This is a genomic window from Minwuia sp. IMCC3009, assembly GCF_029909415.1.
In the GTDB taxonomy this organism is placed as follows: Bacteria; Pseudomonadota; Alphaproteobacteria; order Minwuiales; family Minwuiaceae; genus Minwuia.
The window spans coordinates 3,336,615-3,361,481 of record NZ_CP123781.1 but is presented as its reverse complement, the minus strand read 5'-3'; the positions used below and the strand labels follow the sequence as shown (position 1 = coordinate 3,361,481).

Annotated in this window: 19 protein-coding genes and 1 tRNA gene; 13 read left to right on the top strand and 7 right to left on the bottom strand. The window is 67.3% G+C overall.

Annotated features, from left to right (window positions below; translation table 11 throughout):
• Positions 1-247 precede the first annotated feature (247 nt).
• Complete coding sequence (locus tag QGV55_RS15645; protein ID WP_281019720.1) at positions 248-1,207, bottom strand: radical SAM protein; 960 nt, start codon at positions 1,205-1,207, stop codon at positions 248-250.
• Positions 1,208-1,452: 245 nt separating this feature from the next.
• On the opposite strand from QGV55_RS15645, the gene QGV55_RS15640 reads away from it, so the two are divergent.
• Both QGV55_RS15640 and QGV55_RS15635 read left to right on the top strand, forming a co-directional pair.
• Positions 1,453-1,526, top strand: a tRNA-Gly gene (locus tag QGV55_RS15640).
• Between the two features lie 81 nt (positions 1,527-1,607).
• Entirely contained in the window at positions 1,608-3,152 is a 1,545-nt protein-coding gene (locus QGV55_RS15635) for a terminase (RefSeq protein WP_281019721.1), read from the top strand.
• 157 nt (positions 3,153-3,309) lie between these two features.
• Here QGV55_RS15635 and QGV55_RS15630 read toward each other — a convergent pair whose 3' ends face one another.
• Both QGV55_RS15630 and QGV55_RS15625 read right to left on the bottom strand, forming a co-directional pair.
• Complete coding sequence (locus QGV55_RS15630) at positions 3,310-4,077, bottom strand: crotonase/enoyl-CoA hydratase family protein (RefSeq protein WP_281019722.1); 768 nt, start codon at positions 4,075-4,077, stop codon at positions 3,310-3,312.
• Between the two features lie 10 nt (positions 4,078-4,087).
• Positions 4,088-4,336, bottom strand: a complete 249-nt coding sequence (locus QGV55_RS15625) for a hypothetical protein (protein ID WP_281019723.1) — start codon at positions 4,334-4,336, stop codon at positions 4,088-4,090.
• Positions 4,337-4,448: 112 nt separating this feature from the next.
• On the opposite strand from QGV55_RS15625, the gene folP reads away from it, so the two are divergent.
• From folP to thiD, 3 genes are read left to right on the top strand one after another with little or no spacing between them, the layout of a single operon-like run.
• Complete coding sequence (folP, locus tag QGV55_RS15620) at positions 4,449-5,537, top strand: dihydropteroate synthase (RefSeq protein WP_281019724.1); 1,089 nt, start codon at positions 4,449-4,451, stop codon at positions 5,535-5,537.
• 53 nt (positions 5,538-5,590) lie between these two features.
• A complete protein-coding gene (gene glmM, locus QGV55_RS15615; protein WP_281019725.1) occupies positions 5,591-6,943 on the top strand; it encodes a phosphoglucosamine mutase in 1,353 nt (450 codons plus the stop codon).
• The gene (gene thiD / locus QGV55_RS15610; protein ID WP_281019726.1) at positions 6,936-7,745 is read left to right on the top strand and encodes a bifunctional hydroxymethylpyrimidine kinase/phosphomethylpyrimidine kinase; all 810 of its coding nucleotides are present in this window, start codon (positions 6,936-6,938) and stop codon (positions 7,743-7,745) included. The genes glmM and thiD overlap by 8 nt, the downstream gene beginning before the upstream one ends.
• On the opposite strand, the gene QGV55_RS15605 is transcribed toward thiD, so the two are convergent.
• From QGV55_RS15605 to QGV55_RS15590, 4 genes are all read right to left on the bottom strand, one after another.
• Positions 7,746-8,519 (bottom strand): precorrin-6A/cobalt-precorrin-6A reductase, encoded by a 774-nt coding sequence (locus QGV55_RS15605; RefSeq protein ID WP_281019727.1) that lies wholly within the window; start codon positions 8,517-8,519, stop codon positions 7,746-7,748.
• On the bottom strand, positions 8,503-9,588 hold the full coding sequence (locus tag QGV55_RS15600) for a cobalt-precorrin-5B (C(1))-methyltransferase (RefSeq protein ID WP_281019728.1): 1,086 nt from the start codon (positions 9,586-9,588) through the stop codon (positions 8,503-8,505). The genes QGV55_RS15605 and QGV55_RS15600 overlap by 17 nt, the downstream gene beginning before the upstream one ends.
• Before the next feature lie 39 nt (positions 9,589-9,627).
• Positions 9,628-10,449, bottom strand: coding sequence for an MBL fold metallo-hydrolase (locus tag QGV55_RS15595; RefSeq protein ID WP_281019729.1), 822 nt, complete (start codon positions 10,447-10,449; stop codon positions 9,628-9,630).
• Between the two features lie 87 nt (positions 10,450-10,536).
• Complete coding sequence (locus tag QGV55_RS15590) at positions 10,537-11,388, bottom strand: class I SAM-dependent methyltransferase (protein ID WP_281019730.1); 852 nt, start codon at positions 11,386-11,388, stop codon at positions 10,537-10,539.
• Positions 11,389-11,544: 156 nt separating this feature from the next.
• On the opposite strand from QGV55_RS15590, the gene QGV55_RS15585 reads away from it, so the two are divergent.
• The 8 genes from QGV55_RS15585 (at position 11,545) to addA (ending at position 24,815) form a co-directional block, all read left to right on the top strand.
• Entirely contained in the window at positions 11,545-12,381 is an 837-nt protein-coding gene (locus QGV55_RS15585) for an LLM class F420-dependent oxidoreductase (protein ID WP_281019731.1), read from the top strand.
• 172 nt (positions 12,382-12,553) lie between these two features.
• The gene (ahcY, locus tag QGV55_RS15580; protein ID WP_281019732.1) at positions 12,554-13,849 is read left to right on the top strand and encodes an adenosylhomocysteinase; all 1,296 of its coding nucleotides are present in this window, start codon (positions 12,554-12,556) and stop codon (positions 13,847-13,849) included.
• Positions 13,850-14,080: 231 nt separating this feature from the next.
• Positions 14,081-16,198, top strand: coding sequence for an ATP-binding protein (locus QGV55_RS15575; protein ID WP_281023622.1), 2,118 nt, complete (start codon positions 14,081-14,083; stop codon positions 16,196-16,198).
• Between the two features lie 6 nt (positions 16,199-16,204).
• The gene (gene tsaE, locus QGV55_RS15570) at positions 16,205-16,657 is read left to right on the top strand and encodes a tRNA (adenosine(37)-N6)-threonylcarbamoyltransferase complex ATPase subunit type 1 TsaE (RefSeq protein WP_281019734.1); all 453 of its coding nucleotides are present in this window, start codon (positions 16,205-16,207) and stop codon (positions 16,655-16,657) included.
• A complete protein-coding gene (locus tag QGV55_RS15565; protein WP_281019735.1) occupies positions 16,647-17,651 on the top strand; it encodes a phosphotransferase in 1,005 nt (334 codons plus the stop codon). The genes tsaE and QGV55_RS15565 overlap by 11 nt, the downstream gene beginning before the upstream one ends.
• Positions 17,651-18,394, top strand: a complete 744-nt coding sequence (locus tag QGV55_RS15560; RefSeq protein ID WP_281019736.1) for a nucleotidyltransferase family protein — start codon at positions 17,651-17,653, stop codon at positions 18,392-18,394. The genes QGV55_RS15565 and QGV55_RS15560 overlap by 1 nt, the downstream gene beginning before the upstream one ends.
• A gap of 2 nt (positions 18,395-18,396) precedes the next feature.
• Positions 18,397-21,366, top strand: coding sequence for a double-strand break repair protein AddB (addB, locus tag QGV55_RS15555; protein ID WP_281023681.1), 2,970 nt, complete (start codon positions 18,397-18,399; stop codon positions 21,364-21,366).
• Positions 21,363-24,815 carry a double-strand break repair helicase AddA gene (addA, locus tag QGV55_RS15550; protein ID WP_281019738.1) on the top strand — a complete coding sequence of 1,151 codons (3,453 nt, stop codon included), beginning with the start codon at positions 21,363-21,365 and terminating at the stop codon, positions 24,813-24,815. Before addB ends, addA begins: the two co-directional genes overlap by 4 nt.
• The last annotated feature ends 52 nt before the right edge of the window (positions 24,816-24,867 follow it).

Sequence of the window (24,867 nt, the reverse complement as noted above, 5' to 3'; positions counted from 1 at the left end):
AACCGGCGTGCCGCACCGGGGTTGGAGACTGGGCTCGCGGATCAAGTCCGCGAGCGTCGTGGTGGGGAGGGCACGCGGCCACAGACGGTAGGGATCGCCCGTGTGAACGGAACAGGACAGTGCAATCGCCGCACGGCCACCACCTCCCCAAGACGTCTTGCCCGGACTTGATCCGGGCATCCAGCGTGCCGCATCAGTGTGGGGGACTGGACGGGCGAGTCACGCCCGCGCGGTCCCGGCACCTGTTTCAGCCGACACTGCACGACCCCCCGCCCAGCACGCAGAACCGCGCGCAATGGGGGTGGTTCAGCGGCACGTCGGCGGCGGCCTGTTCCAGTGTTTCACCCAGGTCGAAGCGTTCGTCGTAGGGCAGCAGGGTGCAGGGCACCACGGTCGCCGCCGGCTCCCCCTTGCGTTTCACCACCATGCGCGAGGTGGCGCACATCATCGCATCGGGGCTGACGTTCAGGATGCCCCAGCAGGCGGTGGTGATCTCCGGCACGTCCGCCGAGCCGTCCATTTCCGGGAACAGCACCAGCCGCTCCGGGTCCTGCGCGTCGATGCCGATGTTGCGCTCCGCGAACAACCGCGCGAACCCGGCGCGCAACAGTGCCTCCGTTTCCTGCCACATGGTGCGCCCGGCCACCGAGAGATGAAACCCGTTCGCCGCCAGCCAGTCGAGGCCGGGCAGCATGCGTTCCCAGGCGTGGCTCCCGCGTTCCAGCTCGTGCAGCCGTGCCGCGTAATGGTCGATGGAGACCCGCACCCGAAGCTGTTCCCCGAACTCCTGCCGCAGCGCCAGCAGACCATCGGCGCACTTCATCATCGGCCGCATGGCGTTGGTCAGCACCAGCACGCGATAGCCCCGGCTGAGCGCGTCGCGCAGCATCGGCAGGAAGTCCGGATTCATGAACGGCTCCCCGCCCGTGAAACCGATCTCCGCGGTGCCGCCGCGCGCGTCCGCCTCGTCCAGGAACCGCTGCACCTCCGCCGCCGTCAGATAGACGAGGCGGTCATTGCTCGGGCTGGACTCGATGTAGCAGTTGGCGCATTCCAGATTGCACAGGGTGCCGGTATTGAACCACAGCGTCGCCAGCCGCTTCAGCGCCACGGAGGCCCGTGTGCTGCCATCGGCAGTGGTCGCCGGATCGCGGAACTTTGCCGGGTCGATGCCCGGATGGACGGGGTTCAGCGCGGCATCGGTCATGGTCACTCCCGGTCTGTTCCGGCACGGTCGGGACAAGACATTGATTCGCCTCACCCTCCGCCCGGCATCCGGCGAAGGTGGGCAGGTCCGCCCCCCTTGTCAACGCGCTGCCCCCGCCGCTCACGCGGGGGTGATGGGGACGTGTGAGGCCGATTGCACCACTGCACCCGCGCAGCCCCGCTTGCCAGCGCCCCTGATTCCGGTTATGCGCTTGTCCGTGGCTGACGCGCTGGCGAGGCCACCCGGCGGGTATGATGTAATGGTAGCCTGTCAGCTTCCCAAGCTGAACGCGGGGGTTCGATTCCCCCTACCCGCTCCAACTGTCCACATCCCCCGGAACTCATTTCCATTCAGGCACCTAGGGTCCATGGCATCGCAGCCATGAACCGGAGGTCGCCTTGTGACAGCGCCAGATTCCGAGACCGCCAGACCCGCCCCGAGCCGACGCCGCAAGACCGCCGCGCCGGAGACTGATCCGCAGGCCGTCGCCAGAGAGCATGCCCTCGACCAGCGGCTTTCCGTCTTTCGCAATGATCCGCTGGGCTTCGTGCGCTGGGCCTTTCCGTGGGGGCGGAAGGGGACGCCGTTGAGTCGGCACATGGGGCCGGACCGCTGGCAGGCCGAGGTGCTGGACGCCATCGGCGCGCGGCTTCGGGCTGGGCTGAGGACGGAACAGCCCACCGACCCGACCCTGATCGCGGTGTCCAGCGGCCATGGCGTGGGCAAGTCGGCGCTGGTGTCCTGGCTGGTGCTCTGGGCCATCGCCACCATGGAGGACACGCGTGGTACGGTCACCGCCAATACCGAGACCCAGTTGCGCACCAAGACCTGGGCGGAGCTGTCGAAGTGGCATCGGCTGGCGCGGGTGCGGCACCGGTTCAGCCAGATGTCGAACTCGATCCGGGCGAAGGCGGCGGGCAGTTCCGGCAACTGGCGCATCGACATGGTGCCCTGGTCGCTGACCCAGACGGAAGCCTTTGCGGGGCTGCACAATCTGGAGAAACGGCTGCTGCTGGTCTTCGACGAGGCCAGCGCTATTCCCGACCTGATCTGGGAGGTGACGGAGGGATCGCTGATCGACCGGGGGACGGAGATCGTCTGGGTGGTCTTCGGCAATCCGACCCAGACCACGGGGCGGTTCTTCGACTGCTTCCACGGGCTGCGCCACCGCTGGCAGTGCTGGACGGTGGATTCGCGCTCGACCCGCCTGACCAACAGCATCCAGATCGACCGCTGGATTGCCGACTATGGTCCCGATTCGGACTTCGTGAAGGTGCGGGTGAAGGGGGAGTTCCCCGCCACCAGCGTGCGCCAGTTCATACCCGCGCGGCTGGTGGATGCGGCACGGGCGCGACAGGGGGAGGTGGATCTGGACCCGGAGGCGCCGCGTGTGATGGGGGTGGATGTGGCCCGCTTCGGCGACGATTGCTCCGTCATCCTGCTGCGCCAGGGCAACCGGGTCGTCGGCGAGATCGAGCGTCACCAGGGTCTCGACCTGATGCAGTTCGCCGCCATCGTCAACGACCGGATCGAGTTGTGGAAACCCAATGGCGTCTTCGTAGACGGGGCAGGCGTGGGCGGCGGCGTGGTGGACCGGCTGCGGCAGCTGGGCCGCAAGGTGCATGACGTCAATGGCGGCAGCGCCCCGCGCCAGCGCCGGGACTATGCCAACCGCCGGGCGGAGATGTGGGACCGGATGCGCAAGTGGCTGCGCACCGGCGCGCTGCCCGACGACGCTGACCTGATCAGCGACCTGAAGGGACCGGAGTACGGCTTCGACAGCACCGGCCATATCCTGCTGGAGAAGAAGGAGAAGATGAAGGCGCGGGGCCTGGCCAGCCCCGATGCGGCGGACGCTCTGGCCCTCACCTTCGCCGACCCGGTCGCCGCCAACCGCAGGCTGCATCAGCGGTTCATGGCCCGGACGACTTTCAACCCGCTGTAGGGGTGCGCAAGTCGCCCAGTCCCGTTCCACGCCTCACCCAGGCCTGACCCGGGTGTCCGGTCTCCCACGTTCGTGCGGCACTGCTGGGCCGCCGGATCAAGTCCCGCGGCGGTGTCTGTTCCTACAAGGCGGCGATGCGGTGGGTTTTCTCTCCGCCTCACTCCTCGTGAAAGCGGCCGCCGCGTCCGTCGCCGGCGCTGAAGCGGCTGGCACCGGCCTGTGCCTCCGTGTGCTTCGCGGCCTCGGCACGGACCGCCTCGGCCATCAGGGCCTCGGCCTCGCTGCTGTCGAAGGCGGCCCAGGCGGAGGCGCGGTCGGCGCGCATGGCCAGCGGCGGGTGGCGCACGATCTCCTCCGCCAGCGCGCGGGCGTCGTTCAGGGCTTCACCCGCAGCCGCCCGCCGGTCGGCCAGACCGATGGCCAGTGCCTCGTCGATGCGGACCTCCCGCCCGGTCAGCAGCATGTCCAGTGCACGGGAACGGCCAACCACGTGGGGCAGGCGGGTCGGGGTGCCGTCGCTCATCGGCACGCCGAAGCGGCGGCAGAAGACGCCGAAGACCGCCGTCTCGCCGGCCACGCGCAGGTCAGCCCAGAGGGCCACGCCCAGCCCACCGGCAACCGCATGTCCTTCCACCGCCGCGATCACCGGCTTGGTGCAGGGGCGGCTGAGCGGGCCATCGGTCCCGGCCCAGGCCTGGTAGGTCGCGCCCTCGCTGGCGAGTTGCTTCAGATCGGCCCCGGCGCAGAACCGCCCGCCCGCGCCGGTCAGCAGCACGGCGGCGATGGCGTCATCCGCCTCCACCTCCGCAATGGCCCGGCCCAGCGCGGCCGCCGCCTTCGGGTCCAGCGCGTTGCGGGCCTGCGGGCGGTCGATGGTGACGGTGGCTATGGCGCCGTCGCGGGCAAGCAGGATGCCGTCCGTCATGGCTGTGACCTCAGTTGGCGGGGCCGTCGGTGCCGTCCGCGCCCAGCAGCTCCACCATGTCGCGCAGCGCGTCCTTGGCGGCGGAACCCAGCGTGGTCTGCATCGACTGCACAAGGGTGGCCATGACGGCGGCGGAGAAGATCTCCCGGTCCAGCCCCTGTTCCGCGCATTCCTCCAGCGCCTTGTCGAGGTTGCGGGTGATGATCTCGGCGGCTTCCGCCAGCTTCTGCGGGGTCGCGGGGTCGTCGAACGTGTTCACGGTGTCTGCTCCGGCTGAAAAGTGTGGTTGCCATCAACAGAGCCGATAACGGACGCTCCGACAACCACCAAGGAAGCTTGCCGATGTTCCCGGCTTGGGCTAGGCGCAGGGGATGACACGCGAAACCGGCATAGGCGAATGGCGGACGGTCGCCCGGGCGGAGGATCTGGCCCTGGCGGACGCGCGGCTCTACGCGTTGCCGCACCGCGATCCGGCCGGGGAACTGCTGGCCGTCGATATCCTCAGCCGGGCGGAGACGGTGCGCCGCTGGCGCACGGGCCGCGACGGCGCCGTTGCCCTTGCCACGGCACTGCCGGGCGACGCAGGACCCGCACTGATGGTGGCCCTGCGGGGGATCGAGGCGGCGACCGTGCGGCGTCGGGCGACACGTCCCCGCGTCATGGGCATCGTCAATGTCACCCCGGACAGTTTCTCCGACGGGGGCCTCGCCGCCGAACATGATGCGGCCATCGCGCGCGGGCGGCAGTTGGCGGCGGAGGGCGCGGCGATCATCGACGTCGGCGGCGAATCCACCCGGCCCGGCGCCGAGCCGGTGGCGGAGGCGGAGGAATGGCGACGGGTCGAGCCGGTGCTGCGGACGCTGCTCGCCGACGGGCTGACGGTCTCCATCGACACCCGCAAGGCCCGGATCATGACCCAGGCCGCCGGACTGGGCGTGCCGGTCATCAATGACGTCAGCGCGCTGGGGCATGATCCTGCGTCACTCGGGGCCGCTGCGGCGACCGGCGCGGACATCGTGCTGATGCATTCTCAGGGCGATCCGACGGTGATGCAGCAGAACCCGACCTATGATGACGTGGTGCTGGATGTCTTCGACGAATTGCGGCTGCGGATCGGGGCCTGCAGTGCCGCCGGTATCCCGCAGGGGCGGCTGATCGCCGATCCGGGCATCGGTTTCGGCAAGACCTTCCCGCAGAACCTGGCGCTGCTGCGGCACCTGCCGCTGTTCGAGGGGCTGGGCGTGCCGCTGCTGGTGGGGGCAAGCCGCAAGGGCTTCATTGGCTGGCTGACCGGGGTGAAGACCGCCGGGGACCGTCTGGGCGGATCGCTGGGGGCGGCGCTGTTCGCGGCGTCGGTGGGGGCGGACATCCTGCGGGTGCACGACGTGCGTGCGACAGTGGAGGCCCTGACCGTGACCGGTGCCGCCGCCCATGGACAAGCCCCCGCCGGTTCGGCCTAATCTCGGGAAGGGACAGGAATCGACATGACGAAGCAATTTGCCGGAATCAGGACATGACGCGGAAACTATTTGGTACGGACGGCATCAGGGGCAGGGCCAACACGGCGCCGATGACGGCTGAGACGGCGCTGGCTGTCGGTCTGGCAGCGGGGCGCATCTTCACCCGTGGGGCCCACAAGCATCGTGTGGTGATCGGCAAGGACACCCGTCTTTCCGGCTACATGCTGGAACCGGCACTGGCGGCGGGTTTCACCTCCGTCGGCATGGATGTTGTCATGGTGGGGCCGTTGCCGACACCGGCCATCGCCATCCTCACCCGGTCCCTGCGCGCCGACATGGGCGTGATGATCTCCGCCTCCCACAATGCGTTCGAGGACAATGGCATCAAGCTGTTCGGTCCCGACGGCTTCAAGCTGTCCGACGAGACCGAACTGGAGATCGAGGCGGAGATGGAGAAGACGGGGGAGATCGGCCTGGCCGACTCCCACGATCTGGGCCGCGCCAAGCGGCTGGAGGATGCGGGCGGGCGCTATATCGAGTTCGTGAAGAACACCTTTCCGCGCGGGCGCACCCTGAACGGCCTGAAGGTCGTGGTCGATTGCGCCAATGGTGCGGCCTACAAGGTCGCCCCGATGGCCCTGTGGGAACTGGAGGCCGACGTGGTCTCGGTCGGCGTCGCGCCGAACGGGCTGAACATCAATGCCGGCTGCGGCTCCACCGCGACGGAGATGCTGCGCGAGAAGGTGCTGAAGCTTGGGGCCGACGTCGGGATCGCGCTGGACGGGGACGCGGACCGGCTGATCATGGTCGACGAGAAGGGGCAGGAGGTCGATGGCGACCGGCTGATGGGCCTCATCGCCTCCCACTGGGCGGCGAAGGAACGGCTGAAGGGCGGCGGACTGGTGGCCACCGTCATGTCGAACCTGGGGCTGGAGCATTACATGAACAGCCTTGGCCTTGATCTGGTCCGGACCCAGGTCGGGGACCGCTATGTCGTCGAGCAGATGCGGGCAAAGGGCTACAATGTCGGTGGCGAGAAGTCCGGCCATATCGTCCTGACCGACTATGCGACGACCGGCGACGGCACCCTTGCCGCGCTGCAGGCGCTGGCGGCCATCGCGGAGACGGGCAAGCCGGTTTCCGAAGCGGTGGCGCTGTTCGATCCGCTGCCGCAGGTGCTGAAGAATGTCCGCTTCGGTGCCGGTGCGCCGCTGGAGGAGAAGCAGGTGAAGGCGGCCATCGCGGAGGGTGAGGCGCGGCTGGAAGGCACGGGTCGTGTGCTGATCCGCAAGTCGGGCACCGAACCCGTCATCCGCGTCATGGCGGAGGGCGAGGACGAAGGCCTGGTCGGCAATGTGGTCGACGACATCTGCGACGCGATCAAGGCGGTTTCCGCCGGTGCATGACCGCAAGGCTCCGGGCCGGGTCCTGATCATCGCCGGATCCGATTCCGGCGGTGGTGCGGGTATCCAGGCCGACATCAAGACGGTGACCGCGCTTGGCGGCTACGCGGCGACCGCGATCACGGCACTGACAGCGCAGGACACCCAAACGGTTCATGCGATCCAGGAAATCCCGGATGCCTTCATCGCGCAGCAGATCGCCCTGGTGGCCGATGACATCGGTGCCGACTGCGTCAAGACCGGGATGCTGCATCGGTGTTCGGTCATCGAGACAGTGGCTGCGACGCTGGACGCGCACCTGGCCGGTGTGCCGGTGGTGATCGATCCGGTGATGGTGGCCAAGGGCGGTGCGCGGCTGCTCGACGATGACACCACCGAAAGCCTCATGACGCTGCTGTTGCCCCGCGCGACGCTGCTGACCCCGAACCTGCCGGAGGCCGAGGTGCTGACCGGAATGACCATCACCACGGTTGCGGACATGGAGCGGGCGGCGGAGAAGCTGCTCGCCGCCGGTGCCCGTGCGGTGATGCTGAAGGGCGGACACCTGCAGGGACCGGAACTGACCGATCTGCTGCTGACCCGCGATGGTGAACGGCACGTGTTCAGCGGCCAGCGCATCGATACCCGCAACACCCACGGGACGGGCTGCACCACGGCCTCCGCCGTCGCCTGCGGTATCGCGCAGGCCATGTCGCTGCCTGATGCCGTGGACCGCGCCCGCGATTACGTGCGCAAGGCGATCCTGACCGCGCCGGGCCTGGGGGGCGGACACGGCCCGCTGAACCACGGCCATACGTTCGGCTGATCAGTCACCGCGCCCTGTCTGCAGTCCATCCAGCCAGGCCAGCACCTCCGGTATGGTCTGTGCCACCTGCGGCGTCGGGCTCGCGGGGCGCGCGACCATGATGACCGGCAGACCCGTCTGCGCTGCTGCGGCGATCTTGGCCCAGCCCGCATCGCCGCCGCTGTTGCGGGCGACCAGGTGGGTTGTCCGGGTTTCGGCCAGCAGGCGGCCCTCTTCCTCCGGGGACGTGCCGGGTGGCGCAATGATCCAGCGCGCGTCGGGCAGCAGCCCATCGGGCGGGGCCTGCAGCGTGCGCACCACCAGTCGCGCGGGGTGACCGTGAAACGCGGCCAGGTGGCGCTGGCCCAGGGCAAGGAAGCCGGTCGCATCAGTCGGCAGCAACCGGGCCGCATCGGGGAGGTCTGCGGCGGGGATCCATCTGGCTCCTGTCGGCGGGCTCCAGGGCGGGCGCAGCAGCCGCACCATCGGCAGCGCCATGTCCCCTGTCACTTGGCTGACGGTGCGCGACATCCGTGCGGCGAAGGGATGGGTCGCGTTGACCACCACATCGATCCGTTCCTCACGCAGGTAGGCCGCGAGACCCTCCACGCCGCCGAAGCCGCCACTGCGCACCGCTGCGGCAAATCCCTTCGCCTGCCGGGTCACGCCGGCGAGCGATACCGTGACCCGCCAGCGCGGGTCATCGGCCAGGGCACGGTCAAGCGCACCTGCTTCCGCCGTGCCCGCCAGCAGCAGGACGTTCAGCGGCCTGTTCCTCTCACCTGGCGTGGGCAACGATCTGCCCCTGTCTGTCGGTGATCATCAGATCAACCTGGATCGGGGCACCTGCGAGCTGTTTCAGCGCGCGGGCCCGGCAGTTCCGTGCGATGGCCGGGGCCAGTTCGATGCCGGCCTCCATGGCCAGATCCAGTGCCTGCTTCGCGGTATTGGCCTGGGCGATCCTTCCGGCAATGTCAGCCGACGCGCCCAGTTCCGTTGCCGTACGGGCGAGCGCGGGGAGATCGACCTGGCTGCGCCCCGAATGCAGGTCATTGGCCCCCTGGGAGAACTTGACCAGCTTGCCGAAGCCGCCCGCGATGGTCAGCCGCGGCAGAGGATGATCGCGCAGGTACTTCAGTGTGCCGCCGATGAAATCCCCCATGTCGAGGATCGCCGACGTCTCCAGCCCGTAGTGGCGAATCACCGCTGCCTCCGATGTGGAACCGGTGGCTGCCGCCACATGCGCCGTGCCACAGGCGCGCGCCACATCGATGCCGCGATGGATGGAGGCGATCCAGGCGGAGCAGGAGAAGGGCCGGACGATGCCCGTTGTGCCCAGGATCGACAGCCCGCCCTCGATTCCCAGCCGACCGTTCCAGGTCTGTCTGGCCAGTTCCGCACCGCAGGGGACAGAGACCTCGATCTCGACGTCGCCGGTACCTCCGAGGTCGCTCGCCACCTCGAAGATCACCGTGCGCATCATGTCCCGCGGGACCGGGTTGATCGCGGGTTCGCCAGGAGGCAGCGGCAGACCGGGGCGTGTCACCGTGCCGACCCCGTCACCTGCCCGGAAGCGGACGCCGGATCCCGGCGGACCGTGTCGCACCGTGGCGATGATCAGTGCCTGATGGGTGACATCCGGATCGTCGCCCGCATCCTTGATGATCCCGGCGGTGGCATAGCCTTCGCCGCGCCCCATATAGGCAAGCGCGAACTCCGGTGTCTGGCCTTTCGGCAGGGTGATGCCGACGGGGTCGGGAAAACGGCCGGAGAGAAGGGCCTGATAGGCGGCCTTCGTTGCCGCTGTCGCACATGCGCCAGTGGTCCAGCCTGTTCGCAGCTTGCCTGTCGGTCGATCCGTCATGGGCCGCAGTCTAGCGGGTTCCTGCGCCGGAGGCGTGGTTCAACAGGTGATCTTCAGCAGGTCGTGTGACACCGAGATCGTTCCGTCGAAGCAGGCGCGGGCGTCCGCCGCCCATTCCTCCTCGCGCCCCGGGGGCGGGGGCGGCACGAAATGGTTCAGCACCAGATGTCCGACATTGCAGCGCGTGGCGGTCTGTCCGGCCTGCGCCACGTCCGAATGGTAGTCGATGACATCCCGCATCCGCGGGGCGGGGGCCTGGCTGATGAGGTCGCTGCGGATCACGGTCTGGACATATATGTCCGCGTCCTGACAGATCGCGTCGAGGCCGTCGCAGGGAACCGTGTCGCCTGCGATTGCCACCACCTTGCCCTCGGCCTCGATCCGGAAGCCGAGCGTCGGGTGGACGGGACTGTGGTCCGTCGGCATGGCAAGGATGCGTACGCCCTCCTCCTCCAGCACCGCGCCGGGTTCCAGTTCACGGGTCTCGACCCGGGGGCCTTCCGTCAGGTCCTCATGGTGCGCGATCCGATAGCCGATATCGGTCTCCAGGGTCGCCAATGTCCGGTCTGAGAACTGTCGGGACCCGACCGGACCGAAGACACGCAAGGGGTTCGGACCGGGGCTCATGACCCAGCGGGTGGTGATCACGTCGTTGAAATCGGTGGTGTGGTCGCTGTGCAGGTGGGTCAGGAACAGGGCCGAGATGTTCTGTGCCCCGAAGCCCGCTGCGGCGGCGCGCATCAGAACGCCGCGCCCGCAGTCGAACAGGAAGCGTTGCTGTCCCACCTGCACCAGCGTCGACGGTCCCGCCCGATCCGGGTGCGGCATCGGCGAACCACTGCCCAGAATGATGACGTCCATGCTCGATCTCCCCAATGAAACACTACGCTGGCACCAGTGTCGGGCAGCAGGCGCGAAACCACAAGCCGGAGCGGCTGGTCGGGTCGGTCAGCGCCGTTCCGCGATCATCCACATGTTGTCGGATGTGGGCATGTGGTCGAAGAAATTGAAGCGGCGGACGGACAGGCCGACACCTTCGATCATCTGGCGCAGGCTGGCGGGGGTGAAATAGTTCACGTGGTCGGGGAACCGGAAGCCGGACCACTCCAGTCCCATGATCGGGCGCATGACAGACGAATAGTTCGGCACCTTGATGATGGCGATGCCGCCCGGGGCCAGGGTGCGCGCGATCTCCGTCATGACCTCGCGCGGCTGCACTTCATGCTCCAGATAGGACCGCAGGGTGGCGGCGCTGAAGAAGCCGTCATCGAACTGTTTCAGACCATCCAGCGAAGACGCATTGACCGCCCTGCCGCCCTTGGTCCGGAACAGTGTGTCGGCCTGGGCCGCGATCTCTTCCTCGATCTCGATGCCGAAAGGCACGAACTGGTCCGGCAGGGCCGCCAGCCGCTTGCCGCCAGCGCAGCCGATATCGATCACGTTGCCGGGACGGGCAAAGCGGATGGTCAGGTCATCGACCTGCTTGCGCGGAAACATGTGCAGCCGGAACCGGGTCAGCTTGGATGCGCGGTAGCTCAGCGGCCGTGCCTTCTTGCGCCGCTTCTCCTCCCGCTTCCAGTTCTTCTGCCAGGCCAGGGTTCGGAACAGCTCGTCATAGACCGGTGCCTTCTCCAGATAGACGAAGCCGCAGTCGCTGCAGTCCTTGATGGTCCAGGGGTCGCGGGAATGGCGTGCGGCGCGCGCGGTATTGTCGGTTCCGCACTGGGGACAGGCACGCGTCTGCACGCGGATGGCACCGACATCTTCCAGTTCGACCTGTTCGATCGCGCCTACGGTCATGTTTCGCAGCCCTTGTCCGGTGTCCAAGCGACAAGGGATACATTCAGCGCCCGTGCCTGTCGAGGCTGCCTCCGGCACACGGACTGGATAATGTGGTTTCAGACGCTACCATCCCCCTTCAGAATCCTATTACATCCGACAGAAGGAACCGCAGGCATGAAGTTTGGCACGTTCTTCTTTCCCACAGCCTATGCCATCGACGTCGTCGATCTGGCCAAGGAACTGGAGGATCGCGGCTTCGAATCCCTTTTCCTCTGCGAGCACACGCATATTCCCGTCAGCCGCGAGACCGCGTTTCCCGGTGGCGGTGAACTGCCCGAGAAATATGCCCACACGCATGATCCCTTCGTGGCCCTGTCCTTTGCGGCGGCGGCGACACGGACGCTGACGCTGGGGACCGGGATCAGCCTGATCACCCAGCGTGATCCGATCGTGACGGCGAAGGCGGCGGCCAGTCTGGACCTGCTTTCCGGGGGCCGTTTCGTGCTGGGAGCTGGCGGCGGCTGGAACCTGGAAGAAATGCGCAACCACGGCACGGACCCGAAGACCCGGTTCAAGGTGCTGGAAGAACGGCTGAAGGCGATCAAGGCTCTCTGGACGGAGGAGGAGGCGGAGTTCCATGGGGACTTCGTGGATTTCGACCCTGTCTGGTCCTATCCGAAGCCCGCCACGCAACCGCATCCGCCCATCCTGATCGGCGGCGAGACCGACCACACGATCCGCCGGGTCGTGGAATTCGCCGACGGCTGGTTCCCGCGCGCGAACTACAGCTTCGATCCGGCGGAGGGCATGTCCCGCCTGCGCAAGGCCGCTGATGCAGCCGGTCGGTCGATGTCCACCCTGTCGGTCACCGTCTTCCGTGCCATCCCCGAACCGGCGCATATCGAAGCCTGTCGGGAAGCCGGAATTGACCGTGTCCTGTTCGATGTCCCCGACAAGGGGCGTGACGAGGTGCTGACCCTGCTGGACGGCTACGGCAAGCTGATGGGATGAGGTGCGCGTGCGCAAGGTCGGTTGCGGCGCCCAGGCTGCGACAACGCCGCTTCCTTGCCCCTTGTCCCCAAGCTTGGTAGACACCGCGCCAGCCAAGTAATTCTGCACCGCTTTCACCTTCCGGCAGGGGCCGGAAGCGCGGAACGGTGCCATTCAAGATCCGGAGCAGATGATGAGCACTTTTACCGACTACAAGGTCGCCGACATGGGCCTGGCGGACTGGGGCCGCAAGGAGATCGCCATCGCCGAGACCGAGATGCCCGGCCTGATGTCGCTGCGTGAGGAATTCGGCGCGTCCAAGCCGCTGAAGGGCGCACGCATCGCCGGCTGCCTGCACATGACCATCCAGACCGCGGTGCTGATCGAGACCCTGACCGCGCTGGGCGCGGAGATCCGCTGGTCGTCGTGCAACATCTTCTCCACCCAGGACCAGGCCGCTGCAGCCATTGCCGCCGCCGGTATCCCCGTCTTCGCCTGGAAGGGCATGGATGACGATGAGTTCTGGTGGGCCATCGACATGACGATCGAGGGGCCGGACGGCTGGCGTCCCAACATGATCCTGGATGATGGCGGTGATCTGACCCAGCGCATGCACGAGAACTTCCCGGAGCTGCTGGACGACGTGCGTGGCCTGTCGGAGGAAACCACAACAGGCGTGCATCGCCTCTACGAGATGGCGAAGGCCAAGACCCTGAAGGTTCCGGCCATCAACGTGAACGACTCCGTGACCAAGTCGAAGTTCGACAACCTCTACGGCTGCCGCGAGAGCCTGGTCGACGGCATCAAGCGGGCCACAGACGTGATGCTGGCCGGCAAGGTCGCCGTGGTCTGCGGCTTCGGCGACGTGGGCAAGGGTTCCGCCGAGAGCCTGCGCAGCCAGGGTGCCCGGGTGATCGTCACGGAGATCGATCCGATCTGCGCGCTGCAGGCCGCCATGGAAGGCTACGACGTCAAGACGATGGAAGATGTTGCGGGCACCGCGGACATCTTCGTCACCGCCACCGGCAACAAGGACGTGATCACCGTCGATCACATGCGGGACATGAAGGACCGCGCCATTGTCTGCAACATCGGCCACTTCGATTCGGAGATCCAGGTCGCGGGTCTGCGCAACTACACCTGGCACAACGTGAAGCCGCAGGTCGACGAGGTCGAGTTCCCTGACGGCAAGCGCCTGATCCTGCTGGCCGAGGGCCGGCTGGTGAACCTGGGCTGTGCCACGGGTCATCCGAGCTTCGTCATGAGTGCGTCCTTCACCAACCAGGTCCTGGCGCAGATCGAACTGTGGGAGAACCACAAGAACTACGACCGTGAAGTCTATGTGCTGCCGAAGCATCTGGACGAGAAGGTCGCGGCATTGCATCTCGCGCGTCTGGGCGTGAAGCTGACCCAGCTCTCTGATGAACAGTCGAAGTACCTTGGCATCCCTGCCGTCGGCCCGTTCAAGCCGGAACATTACCGCTACTGACCACGGGGCCGCGTTTCGGTTACTTTTCTTCAATCTTCCCGGTGGCCTAATAATGTGTCCACCGGGAAGATCTTGCAGAAACCGCGCAGGCAAGACCGAATGAAAATGAGCTTCGTAGCGCCGTCCTTGAGGTGCCGTCTGTCCGGCGCCTGGACAGGCGCGGCTCTTTGCCTTGGCTGGAGCGGCGGTGCACATGCCATCAGCCACAATCCTGATTCGCCCGATCCGCCCTTGCTGGTCCTGATTGTCGGCATCATCGCAGGTGCGGCCATTGTCGGTACCGTCGCCACATTCATGCGCCGGCGGCAGAGCAGCACCCTGCGCAGGATGCGTGCGGAGATGGCGACACTGTCGGCGGAGCGGGAGGCGTTTCGCAATGATGTGCAGCGCCAGACCGCCGAGATCGGCCTGACGAAGGACAAGCTGGCATCGCTGGGGCGGGAGCGGGACCAGTACCGCAATCTGCTGAATGCTGCGCCCTTCGCGACCTGGCGTCGTGACCTCGCCGGAGACATCATCTGGCGCAATGCCACACTGGCCGAGATGCTGGGCGACGAAGGTACCCATGAGGAGCTGGCGTCGAAGGCCGACAGGAACCGGCCGCAGGCGCTGGTGGCCAAGGCACGTGACGAGGAAGCGATCGCGGGGGAGGAACGGCGCTTCGTCGTCGAGGGACAGCGTCGGGTCTTTCAGGTCATGGAAACCCCGCTGCTGTCGGAGGATGAGTCGGCCGGCTTCGCCATCGACATCTCGGATGCGGAGGAACTGCGCCGGGAACTGCGCCGCCATATCCGCGCGAACAACGAAGTGCTGCAGCACATGTCGACGGCTGTAGGTATCTACGACCGGGAGAAGCGGCTGATCTTCGCCAACCGGGCCTTCACCCAGTTCTGGGGGCTTGAGGAGGAATTCGTCGGGCACCAGCCGACCCTGGGCGAGGTCATGGACCGGCTGCACCAGAACCGGAAGCTGCCGGAGCAGGTGGAGTATCGCCAGTTCCGCCGCAACCGCGAGGCCTTCTTCAGCACGCTGCTGGAACCCTTCGAGGATCTGTACCAGCTACCTGACGAGCGGATGGTTCGTGAAACCATCACCCGCCACAGTTTCGGTGGCCTGCTGTTCATGGTGGAGGATGCGACGGACCGCATCGTGCTGGAGCGGACGCTGAATACCCTGATCGCCGTGCAGCGCGCGACGCTGGACAACCTGCATGAGGCCGTGGCCGTCTTCGGGCCGGACGGTCGTCTGAACCTGACCAACTTCGGCTACCGCCAGATGCTGGGGATCACGGAAGAGGTCACGGAGAAGCAGCCGCATGTCCGGGAGTTGCTCGATCGGGTCATTGATCTCTGGGAGGAACCCGGCGTCTACACCGAGATGCGGGAAAGCCTGATCGCATCCGCCACGGAGATGCGGGCCGGCAATGGCCGCATGGAACTGCCGGACGGGCGCATCGTCGATTATGCCGCCACCGGCCTGCCGGATGCGAGGACGCTGTTCACCTACATCGATGTCACGGATTCGCTGCGGATCGAGCGCGCCCTGCGGGAGCGGAACGAGGCGCTGGTCGCCGCCGACCTGATCAAGAGCGAGTTCCTGGAGAACATGTCCTATGAGCTGCGGACGCCGCTCAACACGATCCTCGGTTTTGCCGAGATCCTGCACAATGACTATTTCGGCACCCTGAACGAGCGGCAGCGGGAATACTCGTCGGGCATTCTGGAGGCGTCGGGCCAGTTCCTCTCCATGATCAACGACATGCTCGACCTTGCTTCGATCCAGGCGGGTCATCTGCATGTGGACATGGAACCGTTCCGCATCGCGGACGCCATCGATTCGGTGCTGGAGAAATATCGTGACCGGGCGCAGCGTCGCCAGATTCGCCTGCGGGTGGACATCGCCCAGGCACTCAGCGAGATGGTCAGCGACCAGCGACGCGTGGAGCAGATCCTGGGCAACCTGATCAGCAATGCGGTGAAGTTCACGCCCCCGGGTGGCGAGGTCGTGATCACGGCAAGCAAGGTCGAGGACACGGTCGAACTGTCCGTCGAGGACAATGGCATCGGCATCCCGGAGGAAGAGCAGGAGAGGGTCTTCGAGACCTTCCGGACCAGCGACCGCCACACCCGCCGCGGCGCCGGGCTGGGACTGGCGCTGGTGCGCAGCCTGATGGAACTGATGGGTGGCTCGGTGGTGCTGCGCTCGGAGAGCGGTGTGGGCACGCGGGTTTCATGCCGCTTCATTGCCATTGATGCGGAGTTCGATCAGGATTTCGAGGATGTTCCGACGCCCGCACTATCCGGAATGGTTGTGCCGGTCTCCGGTCCTGCGGACAAGCCCGAAGCCTGAGACCGCATGATCACACGCGACATTCCGCTGGACAGCATGCAGGCGACAGGGGCGTTGGGCCAGCGCCTGTCGGAGGCCCTGCAGGTCGGCGATGCACTGCTGCTGTCCGGTGACCTGGGCGCCGGCAAGACGGAGCTGGCGCGGGCTGTCATCAGGGCGCGGGCAGGTCAGCCGATCGACGTGCCCAGTCCGACATTCAATCTCGTCATTCCCTACGAGTTCCGTGACCTGCTGATCACCCATTTCGACCTCTACCGGCTGGAGGGGGCGGACGATGTGATGGAACTCGGATTTCTGGATGCGCTGGACGATGGATCAGTGATCGTGGAATGGCCGGACCGGCTGGGCGACCTGACACCATCGGAGGCGCTGCGGATCGAACTCACGGCAGTATCGGACCGTCGCCAGGCCAGGGTCAGCGGACCTGCTGCAATCGTGGAGCGGTTCCTTGGAGCCTGACCGACAGAACGCCTTGCAGTCCCTGCTGCAGGGAGCGGGTCTGGCCGGGTCAGAGGTGCGTCCGCTGGCCGCCGACGCGTCCTTCCGCAGCTATCACCGCGTCCATGGCCGGGATGGACGGGTGCTGGTGCTGATGGATGCTCCGCCGGTGAACGAGGATGTCCGCCCCTTCGTCCGCATCGCGAAGCAGCTTCGGCAGTGGGGACTGTCCGCGCCCGAGGTGGTGGCAGAGGATGCACAGGCCGGTTTTCTTCTGCTGGAGGATCTGGGTGACGATCTGTTCAGCCATCTGATCGGCGATGATCCGTCGCTGGAGCCGAAACTCTATACGGCAGCCATCGATGTGCTGGCCGCCCTGAAGGGTCAGCAGGTACCATCGGACCTGCCGCGCCATGACGCCGGGGTCCTGCTGTCGGAAGTGGCGCTGTTCCTCGAATGGCGGTTCCCGGAGATGCATGGCCGACCGGCCTCCGGCCTGGAGACCGACAGCTTCCTTGATGCCTGGCGACAGGTGCTTCAGGGCTGCCGCGTGTCCTGCGACACGCTGGTGTTGCGCGACTATCACGTGGACAATCTGATCTGGCTGCCGGAGCGGACCGGAAACGCGCGGGTCGGTCTGCTGGATTTCCAGGATGCTGTCGGTGGTGATCCGGCCTACGATGTGGCTTCGCTGTTGTCGGATGTGCGCCGCGACATCGACCCGGGACTGGCGTCGGACCTGCTGGCGCATTATCTGGAAACGACCGGTCTGGACGGTGAAACCTTTCGCGCCCGGCTTGCCGTGCTGGGTGCGCAGCGGAACATGCGCATTCTCGGCGTCTTCACCCGACTGTGGCGGCGTGACGGCAAGCCGTCCTATACAGGCTGGCTGGCGCGCACCTGGCGACTGGTGCGGCGTGATCTGGAACATGACGCGCTGGCGCCGGTTCGGGACTGGGTGGCGCAGCATGCACCGCAGGACCGGCAGGCGGACGAGATGGAGCGGAGAGACTGATGGCGGAGACTGAGCGGCCGGGACTGCCCCGCACGGCCATGGTTCTGGCGGCGGGACTGGGGAAGCGGCTCCGCCCGCATACCCTGTCACGCCCGAAACCGTTGGTGAATGTGGCGGGGCGCAGCCTGATCGACCGCACCCTGGACCGGCTGGAAGCGGTGGGTGTGACCGATGTCGTGGTCAACCTGCACTATCGCGCGGACATGCTGGCGGCGCACCTGAACCGGCGCGGATCGCCCAACATCGTGCTGTCGCACGAGGAAGTGCTGCTGGAGACCGGTGGCGGCGTGCTGCAGGCCCTGCCGCTGCTGGGGAACGAGCCTTTCCTGGTGGTAAATTCCGACATGATCTGGCGCGACGGGCTGACGGATACCCTGGCCCTGATGGGCCGGCACTTCGACCCGGATCGCATGGATGCGCTGCTGATGATGCAGCCGACGATCCGCGCCCTCGGCTATCGCGGACAGGGTGATTTTCACATGGACCCCGCGGGGCGGCTGATCCGGCGCAAGGCGCCGAAGGTGGCACCGTTCCTCTTCTCCGGCGTGCAGATCCTGCGGCCGGAAGTGTTTGACGGGATGACGGTCGAACCCTTCTCGCTGAACCGGATCTACGATCTGGCGCAGGAGGCGGGGCGGCTGTTCGGCACCCGCCATGACGGCGACTGGCTGGAGGTGGGGACACCTGCCGGGCTGGCGATGGCGGAACGGGAACTGCGCCGTTCCGACGACCGGGGAGACTGAGCATGGATGCGCCTGCCAGGGACAGTTCGGGCAGGCACAGTGTCGCGACCATTCCGGCGGGTCTGCCCTTCGTCGATTGTCTGGCGCGGGTCCTGCTGCAGCGCCATGGCCCCGACGGCGACGGACGTCTGCCCGACGCGCTGGTCCTGTTGCCCACCCGCCGCGCGGTGCGGAGCCTGACAGAGGCCTTTCTGAGGGTCAGCGACGGGCAGGCACTGCTGCTGCCGGTCATGCGACCGCTGGGTGACCTTTCGGAAGACGAACCGCCGGTCAGCCTGCTGGATCCGGTGGATGAGGAAGACCTGGCCGCCCCGGTGCCGGAGACCCGGCGCAGGCTGATCCTGGCCCGGCTGGTCGCGGCCGGGCCGATCGCCACCGCCGGACCGGCGGGCGCGCTGGCACTTGCCGATGCCCTTGCCCGGCTGCTGGACGAGAGCGCGACGGAGCGGCTGAACTTCGCCAACCTGAAGGACCTGGTGCCCGACACCTATCAGGCGCATTGGGAAGAGACGCTGCGGTTCCTGAAAATCATCACGGAAGTCTGGCCGGACATCCTCGCCGACATGGACCTGATCGATCCCTCGACGCGGCGCGACCTGCTGATGCAGCGTCTGGCCGCGCGCTGGCGGCAGTCCGGTACCGACCACCCGGTCATCATCGCGGGCTCCACCGGCAGCGTGCCCGGAACCGCCGACCTGATGCAGGCCGTGGCCGCCCTGCCGAATGGCCAGATCGTGTTGCCCGGCTTCGACAATCAGGTCGATGCGCGGGAGCATTCGGAGATTCTGGAGGAACCGGCCCATCCGCAGCACGGCATGCGGCTGCTGCTGCGCCAGTTGCACGTCAATCCCTCCGACGTTGCCGTCTGGTCGTCCGATACCGCGCTGTCCCCGGCACGGGCACATATGCTGCGCGAGGCGCTGCGTCCGGCCAGCACCACTGACCGGTGGCAGGACCTGAGCGGGATCACGCCGGAAGCCCTGTCGGGACTGTCGCTGGTGGAGGCGGAGAATCCGGGGCAGGAGGCTCTGGCCATTGCCCTGCTGCTGCGCCAGGCGATGGAACAGCCGGGGCGGACGGCGGCACTGGTCACGCCGGACCGGGCCTTGGGGCGGCGCGTCGCGGCGGAACTCGCCCGCTTCGGGGTCACGGTTGACGACAGTGGTGGCACGCCGTTGCGGCTGACTCCGCCCGGTCGCTTCCTCGGGCTGCTGGCGGCGGCGCTGGCGGATGGCTTTGGTCCTGTCACATTGCTTGCCCTGCTGAAGCATCCGCTCGCGGGCATGGGACTGCCGACCGCAGAGCTCCGGCGCGCAGTACGCGCGTTCGAACGGCGCGCCATGCGGGGCATTCGCCTGCATGCGGATCTGGAGGGCTTTCTGGCGGTCGTGGCGGAGAATGATCGCATGGGCGACGCGCCGGCCTGGCTGCTGACCCTGGCGGAAGTCTCGCGACCGCTGCGGGACATGCTGGCCGCGGGGCCTGTCACACTGGACGCCCTGCTGCGCGGCTTTCTCGAACTGGCGGAGTTCACCGCCGCCACGGATACCGAGACAGGTGCGGACCGGCTCTGGCACGGGGAGGCCGGAGAGCGGGCGGCGGACCTTTTCACCGAGCTGCACGACGTTTCCGGCGACGCCGATCCGGTGGGCCTGTCCGACTGGCCGGACCTGCTGGACCGCCTGATCGGCGGATCGACCGTGCGTCCGCGTTTCGGCACCCATCCACGCATCCGCATCCTGGGACCGCTGGAGGCGCGGTTGCAGACCGCCGATCTGGTCATCCTGGGGGGGTTGAACGAGGGCACCTGGCCCACCGCCGCCGATGCTGACCCGTGGATGAGTCGTGGCATGCGGGCGGACTTCGGCCTGCCGTCACCGGAACGGCGGATCGGGCTGCAGGCGCATGACTTCGCGCAACTGGCCGCGTCCGCAACCGTGGTCCTGACCCGGTCGCTGAAGGCGGAGGGGACACCGACGGTGCCGTCACGCTGGCTGCTGCGGCTGCGCAGTGTCGTGCGCGGGGCGGGGCTGGAACTGGCTCCCGACCCCCTGCCGAAGATCTGGGCACAGGCCATTGACCGGGCACCGGACCAGCCGCCCGCCGTACCGCCTTCGCCGCGTCCGCCGGTTTCGGCGCGGCCTGTCGAGTTGCCGGTGACGGCGGTCGAGCGGCTGATCCGCGATCCCTATGACATCTACGCCAGCCGCATCCTGAAGCTCCGCGCCCTCGATCCGCTGGACGAGGAACCGGGACCGCGGCTGAAGGGTGACATGATCCATGCCGCGTTCGAACAGTTGGCGAAGGATATTCCGGGCATCTGGCGGGCGAGTGACTGGCCGCGCCTGCGCACCATCGGTCAGGCACAGTTCGCCCGGCTTGCCCATCGCCCGGCAATCCATGCGCTCTGGTGGCGGCGCTTCGAGAAGGCGGCGCGCTGGCTGCTGAATCAGGAGGCGAATGATCCGGCCCCTGTCGTCCGCCGGTTCGCGGAGATCAAGGGCGTGCATCCCGGCCTGCCGGGGCTGGCTGACTTCAGGTTGACGGCGAAGGCCGACCGCATCGATGTCATGTCCGACGGCAGTGCGCGCATCATCGACTACAAGACCGGCACACCGCCGACCCTGCCGCAGATCAAGGCAGGCTTCGCCGTGCAGATGCCTTTGCAGGGGCTGATCCTGCGTGACGGTGGCTTCGCGGATGTCGGCGCGGCGGAACTGACCGATCTGGTGCATGTGCGCGTCCATGGCGCGCGGGAGGGCGGGCAGTGGTCGCCGGTCAAGGGACCGCTGGACGAACTGCTGGCGGATACGGAGACCGGGCTGGCGCAGATGATCGCGGAGTACCGCGATCCCGAAACGCCTTACCTGTCGCGCCCCAGGGTGCAGTTCCTGGGCTACCCGGGGGACTATGACCATCTGGCCAGGGTGCCCGAGTGGTCGACCCGTGACGGCGGGGAGGGGGAGCCATGACCGATCCGGTGCCCGTGAACCGTCGATCCGTCGATCTGCCCGACACCATCAGGCGACAGCGGCAGGCGGCGCATCCGCTGACCTCCGCCTGGGTCAGCGCCAATGCCGGGTCCGGCAAGACGCGGGTGCTGACCGACCGTGTGGTGCGGCTGATGCTCGCCGGCGCCGAACCCAGCCGCATCCTGAGCCTGACCTTCACCAAGGCCGCGGCGGCGGAGATGGAGAACCGGCTGTTCACCCGACTGGGGGAATGGGCGACGCTGGGCAATGCGGAGTTGCGGGCGCAACTTGGCGAGCTGGTCGGCCGGCCTGCGGGCGACGACATCGACCTCGGCATCGCCCGTCGCCTGTTCGCGCGGGCGCTGGAGACGCCGGGCGGGCTGAAGATCCAGACCATCCACGCCTTCGCCAGTTCCGTGCTGGGGCGGTTCCCGCTGGAAGCCGGGATCTCGCCCGAGTTCAGGGTGATGGACGATGTGCAGGCCAATGAGGTCAAGGCGGGACTGAAGGAGGATCTGCTGGCCGGGCGCCATGAAGACGCCGCTGTCCGGGGCGCCGTCGACCGGCTGGTGGACTGGTTGCCGGACACGGAGTTCGAGGCCCTGCTGAACAGCGCGCTCTGGCGCCGCGATGCGCTGGCCACTGTGCTGCAGGCCCGGGGCGGACCGCAGGGCACCGCGGACGCGCTGCGCCGCCAGCTTGGACTTTCTGCCGGCGAGACCGTGGACGATGTGCTGCTGGCCGGCTGTCGTTTCGGGGCGTTCAACGAGCTTGGCCTGCGCCGTTCGCTTGCCGCGTTCCGGCAGGACAGCACCGCCACCGCGAAACGCAATGCCGAGAGGCTCTCCGCCTGGCTGGGGGCGGATGATGCGGGTCGGGTGGAAATGTTCGACGACTATTGCGCCATGTTCCTGACCCGGTCGGGGGAACCGGTAAAGCGGCTGGTGACCAAATCGACGGAGGAGGCCGATCCGGGCGTGACCGACGTGATGCTGGAGGAGCAGGACCGGATATGTGTCACCCATGACCGGCTTCGTGCGGCCCGGCTGGCTGACAGGACTGCCGATTTCCTGATCCTGGCGGGCCGGTTGCTGGACGGCTATGCGCAGGCGAAGCAGAGGCGCGGCATGCTGGATCATGATGATCTGATCCTGCGTCTGCGGGAACTGCTGCGCCGGGACCGGGGCTGGGTGCATTACAAGCTGGACCAGGGCATCGACCATATCCTGATCGACGAGGCGCAGGACACGTCCCCGGCGCAGTGGGACATCGCGCGGGAACTGAGCGAGGAGTTCTTCGACGGAGAGGGCGCGCGTGCCGGGGTGCGTACGGTATTCGCGGTTGGCGACGAGAAGCAGTCGATCTACAGCTTCCAGGGGGCAGACCCGGCGGGTTTCCAGCGCAACAGGGAATGGTTTGCCGGACGTGTGGAGGGCGTCAACGAAACCTTTGCAGCCATCGATCTGCAGCTCTCCTTCCGCTCCACCACCGCGATCCTGTCCGCCGTCGATCATGTGCTTTCGGGCGAACGCGCACATGGCGTGACCGCAGACAACAGCGCCCCCAGCCATCATGCGTTTCGTGCCGGAACGCCGGGACTGGTGGAACTCTGGCCGCTGGTGGAACCGGTGGAGCGCCCGGAGAAGAACCGCTGGGACGCACCGCTGAACCAGGAAACGGTGGACAGTCCGCGCCGCCGACTGGCGCAGGCCATCGCTGCCCGTATCGCCGCCATGATCAATGACGGGGAGACCATCGGCGATGTGGCGGGGGGCAACCATCCCGCGCGCGCGATCCGGGCCGGTGACGTCATGATCCTGGTGCGCAAGCGTGACGCGCTGGTGGTGGAGATCTCCCGCGCGCTGAAGGCCTTTGGTGTGCCGGTCGCGGGGTCTGACCGCATGCGGCTGACGGAACAGGTCGCGATCATGGACCTGATGGTGCTGGGTGATTTCCTGCTGCTGCCGGAGGATGATCTGGCGCTGGCGACGGTCCTGAAGTCACCGCTGTTCGGCTTCGATGATGACGAGGACCTGTTTCCGCTGGCCCATGGTCGGGAGGGGACGCTGTGGCAGGCCCTGCGGGCGCGTGCGGGGGAGCAGCCCCACTGGCAGGCCGCGCTGGCGGAGCTGCAGGACCTGCTGCGCCTGGTGGATGTGCAGCCGCCGTTCGAGTTCTATTCCGGCCTGCTGGGACCGCGGGGCGGCCGGCAGCGCCTGATCGCCCGGCTGGGCCCGGACCAGATCGATCCGATCGACGAATTCCTGGAGGCCGCGCTGGCCGATGAGCGGCATGGCCCGGCCTCCATGCAGGGCTTCCTGCATCGCCTGCGGCAGCAGGATGTGGAGATCAAGCGCGACATGGACCACCGCCACGATGCGGTGCGCATCATGACCGTGCATGGTGCGAAGGGGCTGGAGGCTCCGGTCGTCTTCCTGCCCGATACGGTCAGCGTGCCCCTGGCACCGCGTGATCGCCTCACGTTCCTGTCCGGCAGCGACCCGCGCCTGCCGCTGGTTACCGGAACGGCTGCGGAGAACCCCGTTGCCCTGCAGGACCATCGTGACCGGATCATGCTGGAACAGAACTGGGAGTACCGGCGTCTGCTCTATGTGGCGATGACGCGGGCGGAGGACCGGCTCTACGTCTGCGGCTGCAAGACCGCGCGGGAGAAGGAGCCGAAGGACGACTGCTGGTACCGTATGGTGGAAGCGGGATTGCGGCAGGCAGGGGCCGTCGAGTCGGAAGACGGTCTGCTGCTAGGGCAGGCGGGGGAAAGTCTGGCGGAAATTCTGACGGGGCCGGAGACGGACACGTCCCTGCCGGACTGGGCGTTGCGCGCGATGCCGGAGGAACCGACACCACCCCGACCGCTCAGTCCCTCGCGGCCTGACGGGGCCGAGCCTGCGGTGCGCAGCCCCCTTGCGGGGCCGGTGGCCGGGTCCGGTGCGCTGCGTCGCGGTGTGCTGATCCACTATCTGCTGCAGGTCATGCCGACCCTGCCGGAAGATGCGCGTGAAGCGCGGGGGCTGGCGCTGTTGCGGCGGCGCGCGCCGGAGCTGGATGCCGCCACGGCGACCGCGATGGTGGCGGAGGCGCAATCCGTCATGGGCGCGGCGGCACTGGCACCCCTGTTCGGACCCGGCAGCCGCGCGGAAGCCGCGATCACCGGTGTCGTCGATGGTGTCGTCGTGACCGGCCAGGTCGACCGGTTGCTGATCGGCGGCGACCGGATCATCGTCGCGGACTACAAGACCAATCGGCCTCCGCCGCAGAACGTCGCGGATGTCTCCCCCGCCTATCTGCGGCAGATGGGGCTCTACCGCGCGGTGCTGCGGCAATTGCATCCGGACCGTCCGGTTACCGCGATTCTCGTCTGGACCGATGAGGCGCGTGCCATGGCCCTGCCCGACAGCCTGATGGATCGCGCCTTGCAGCGGACCGCTTGACGCTCCCCCGACCCCTACCTAGTTTCATGTCCAACGCTGAAGCATTGCCGCG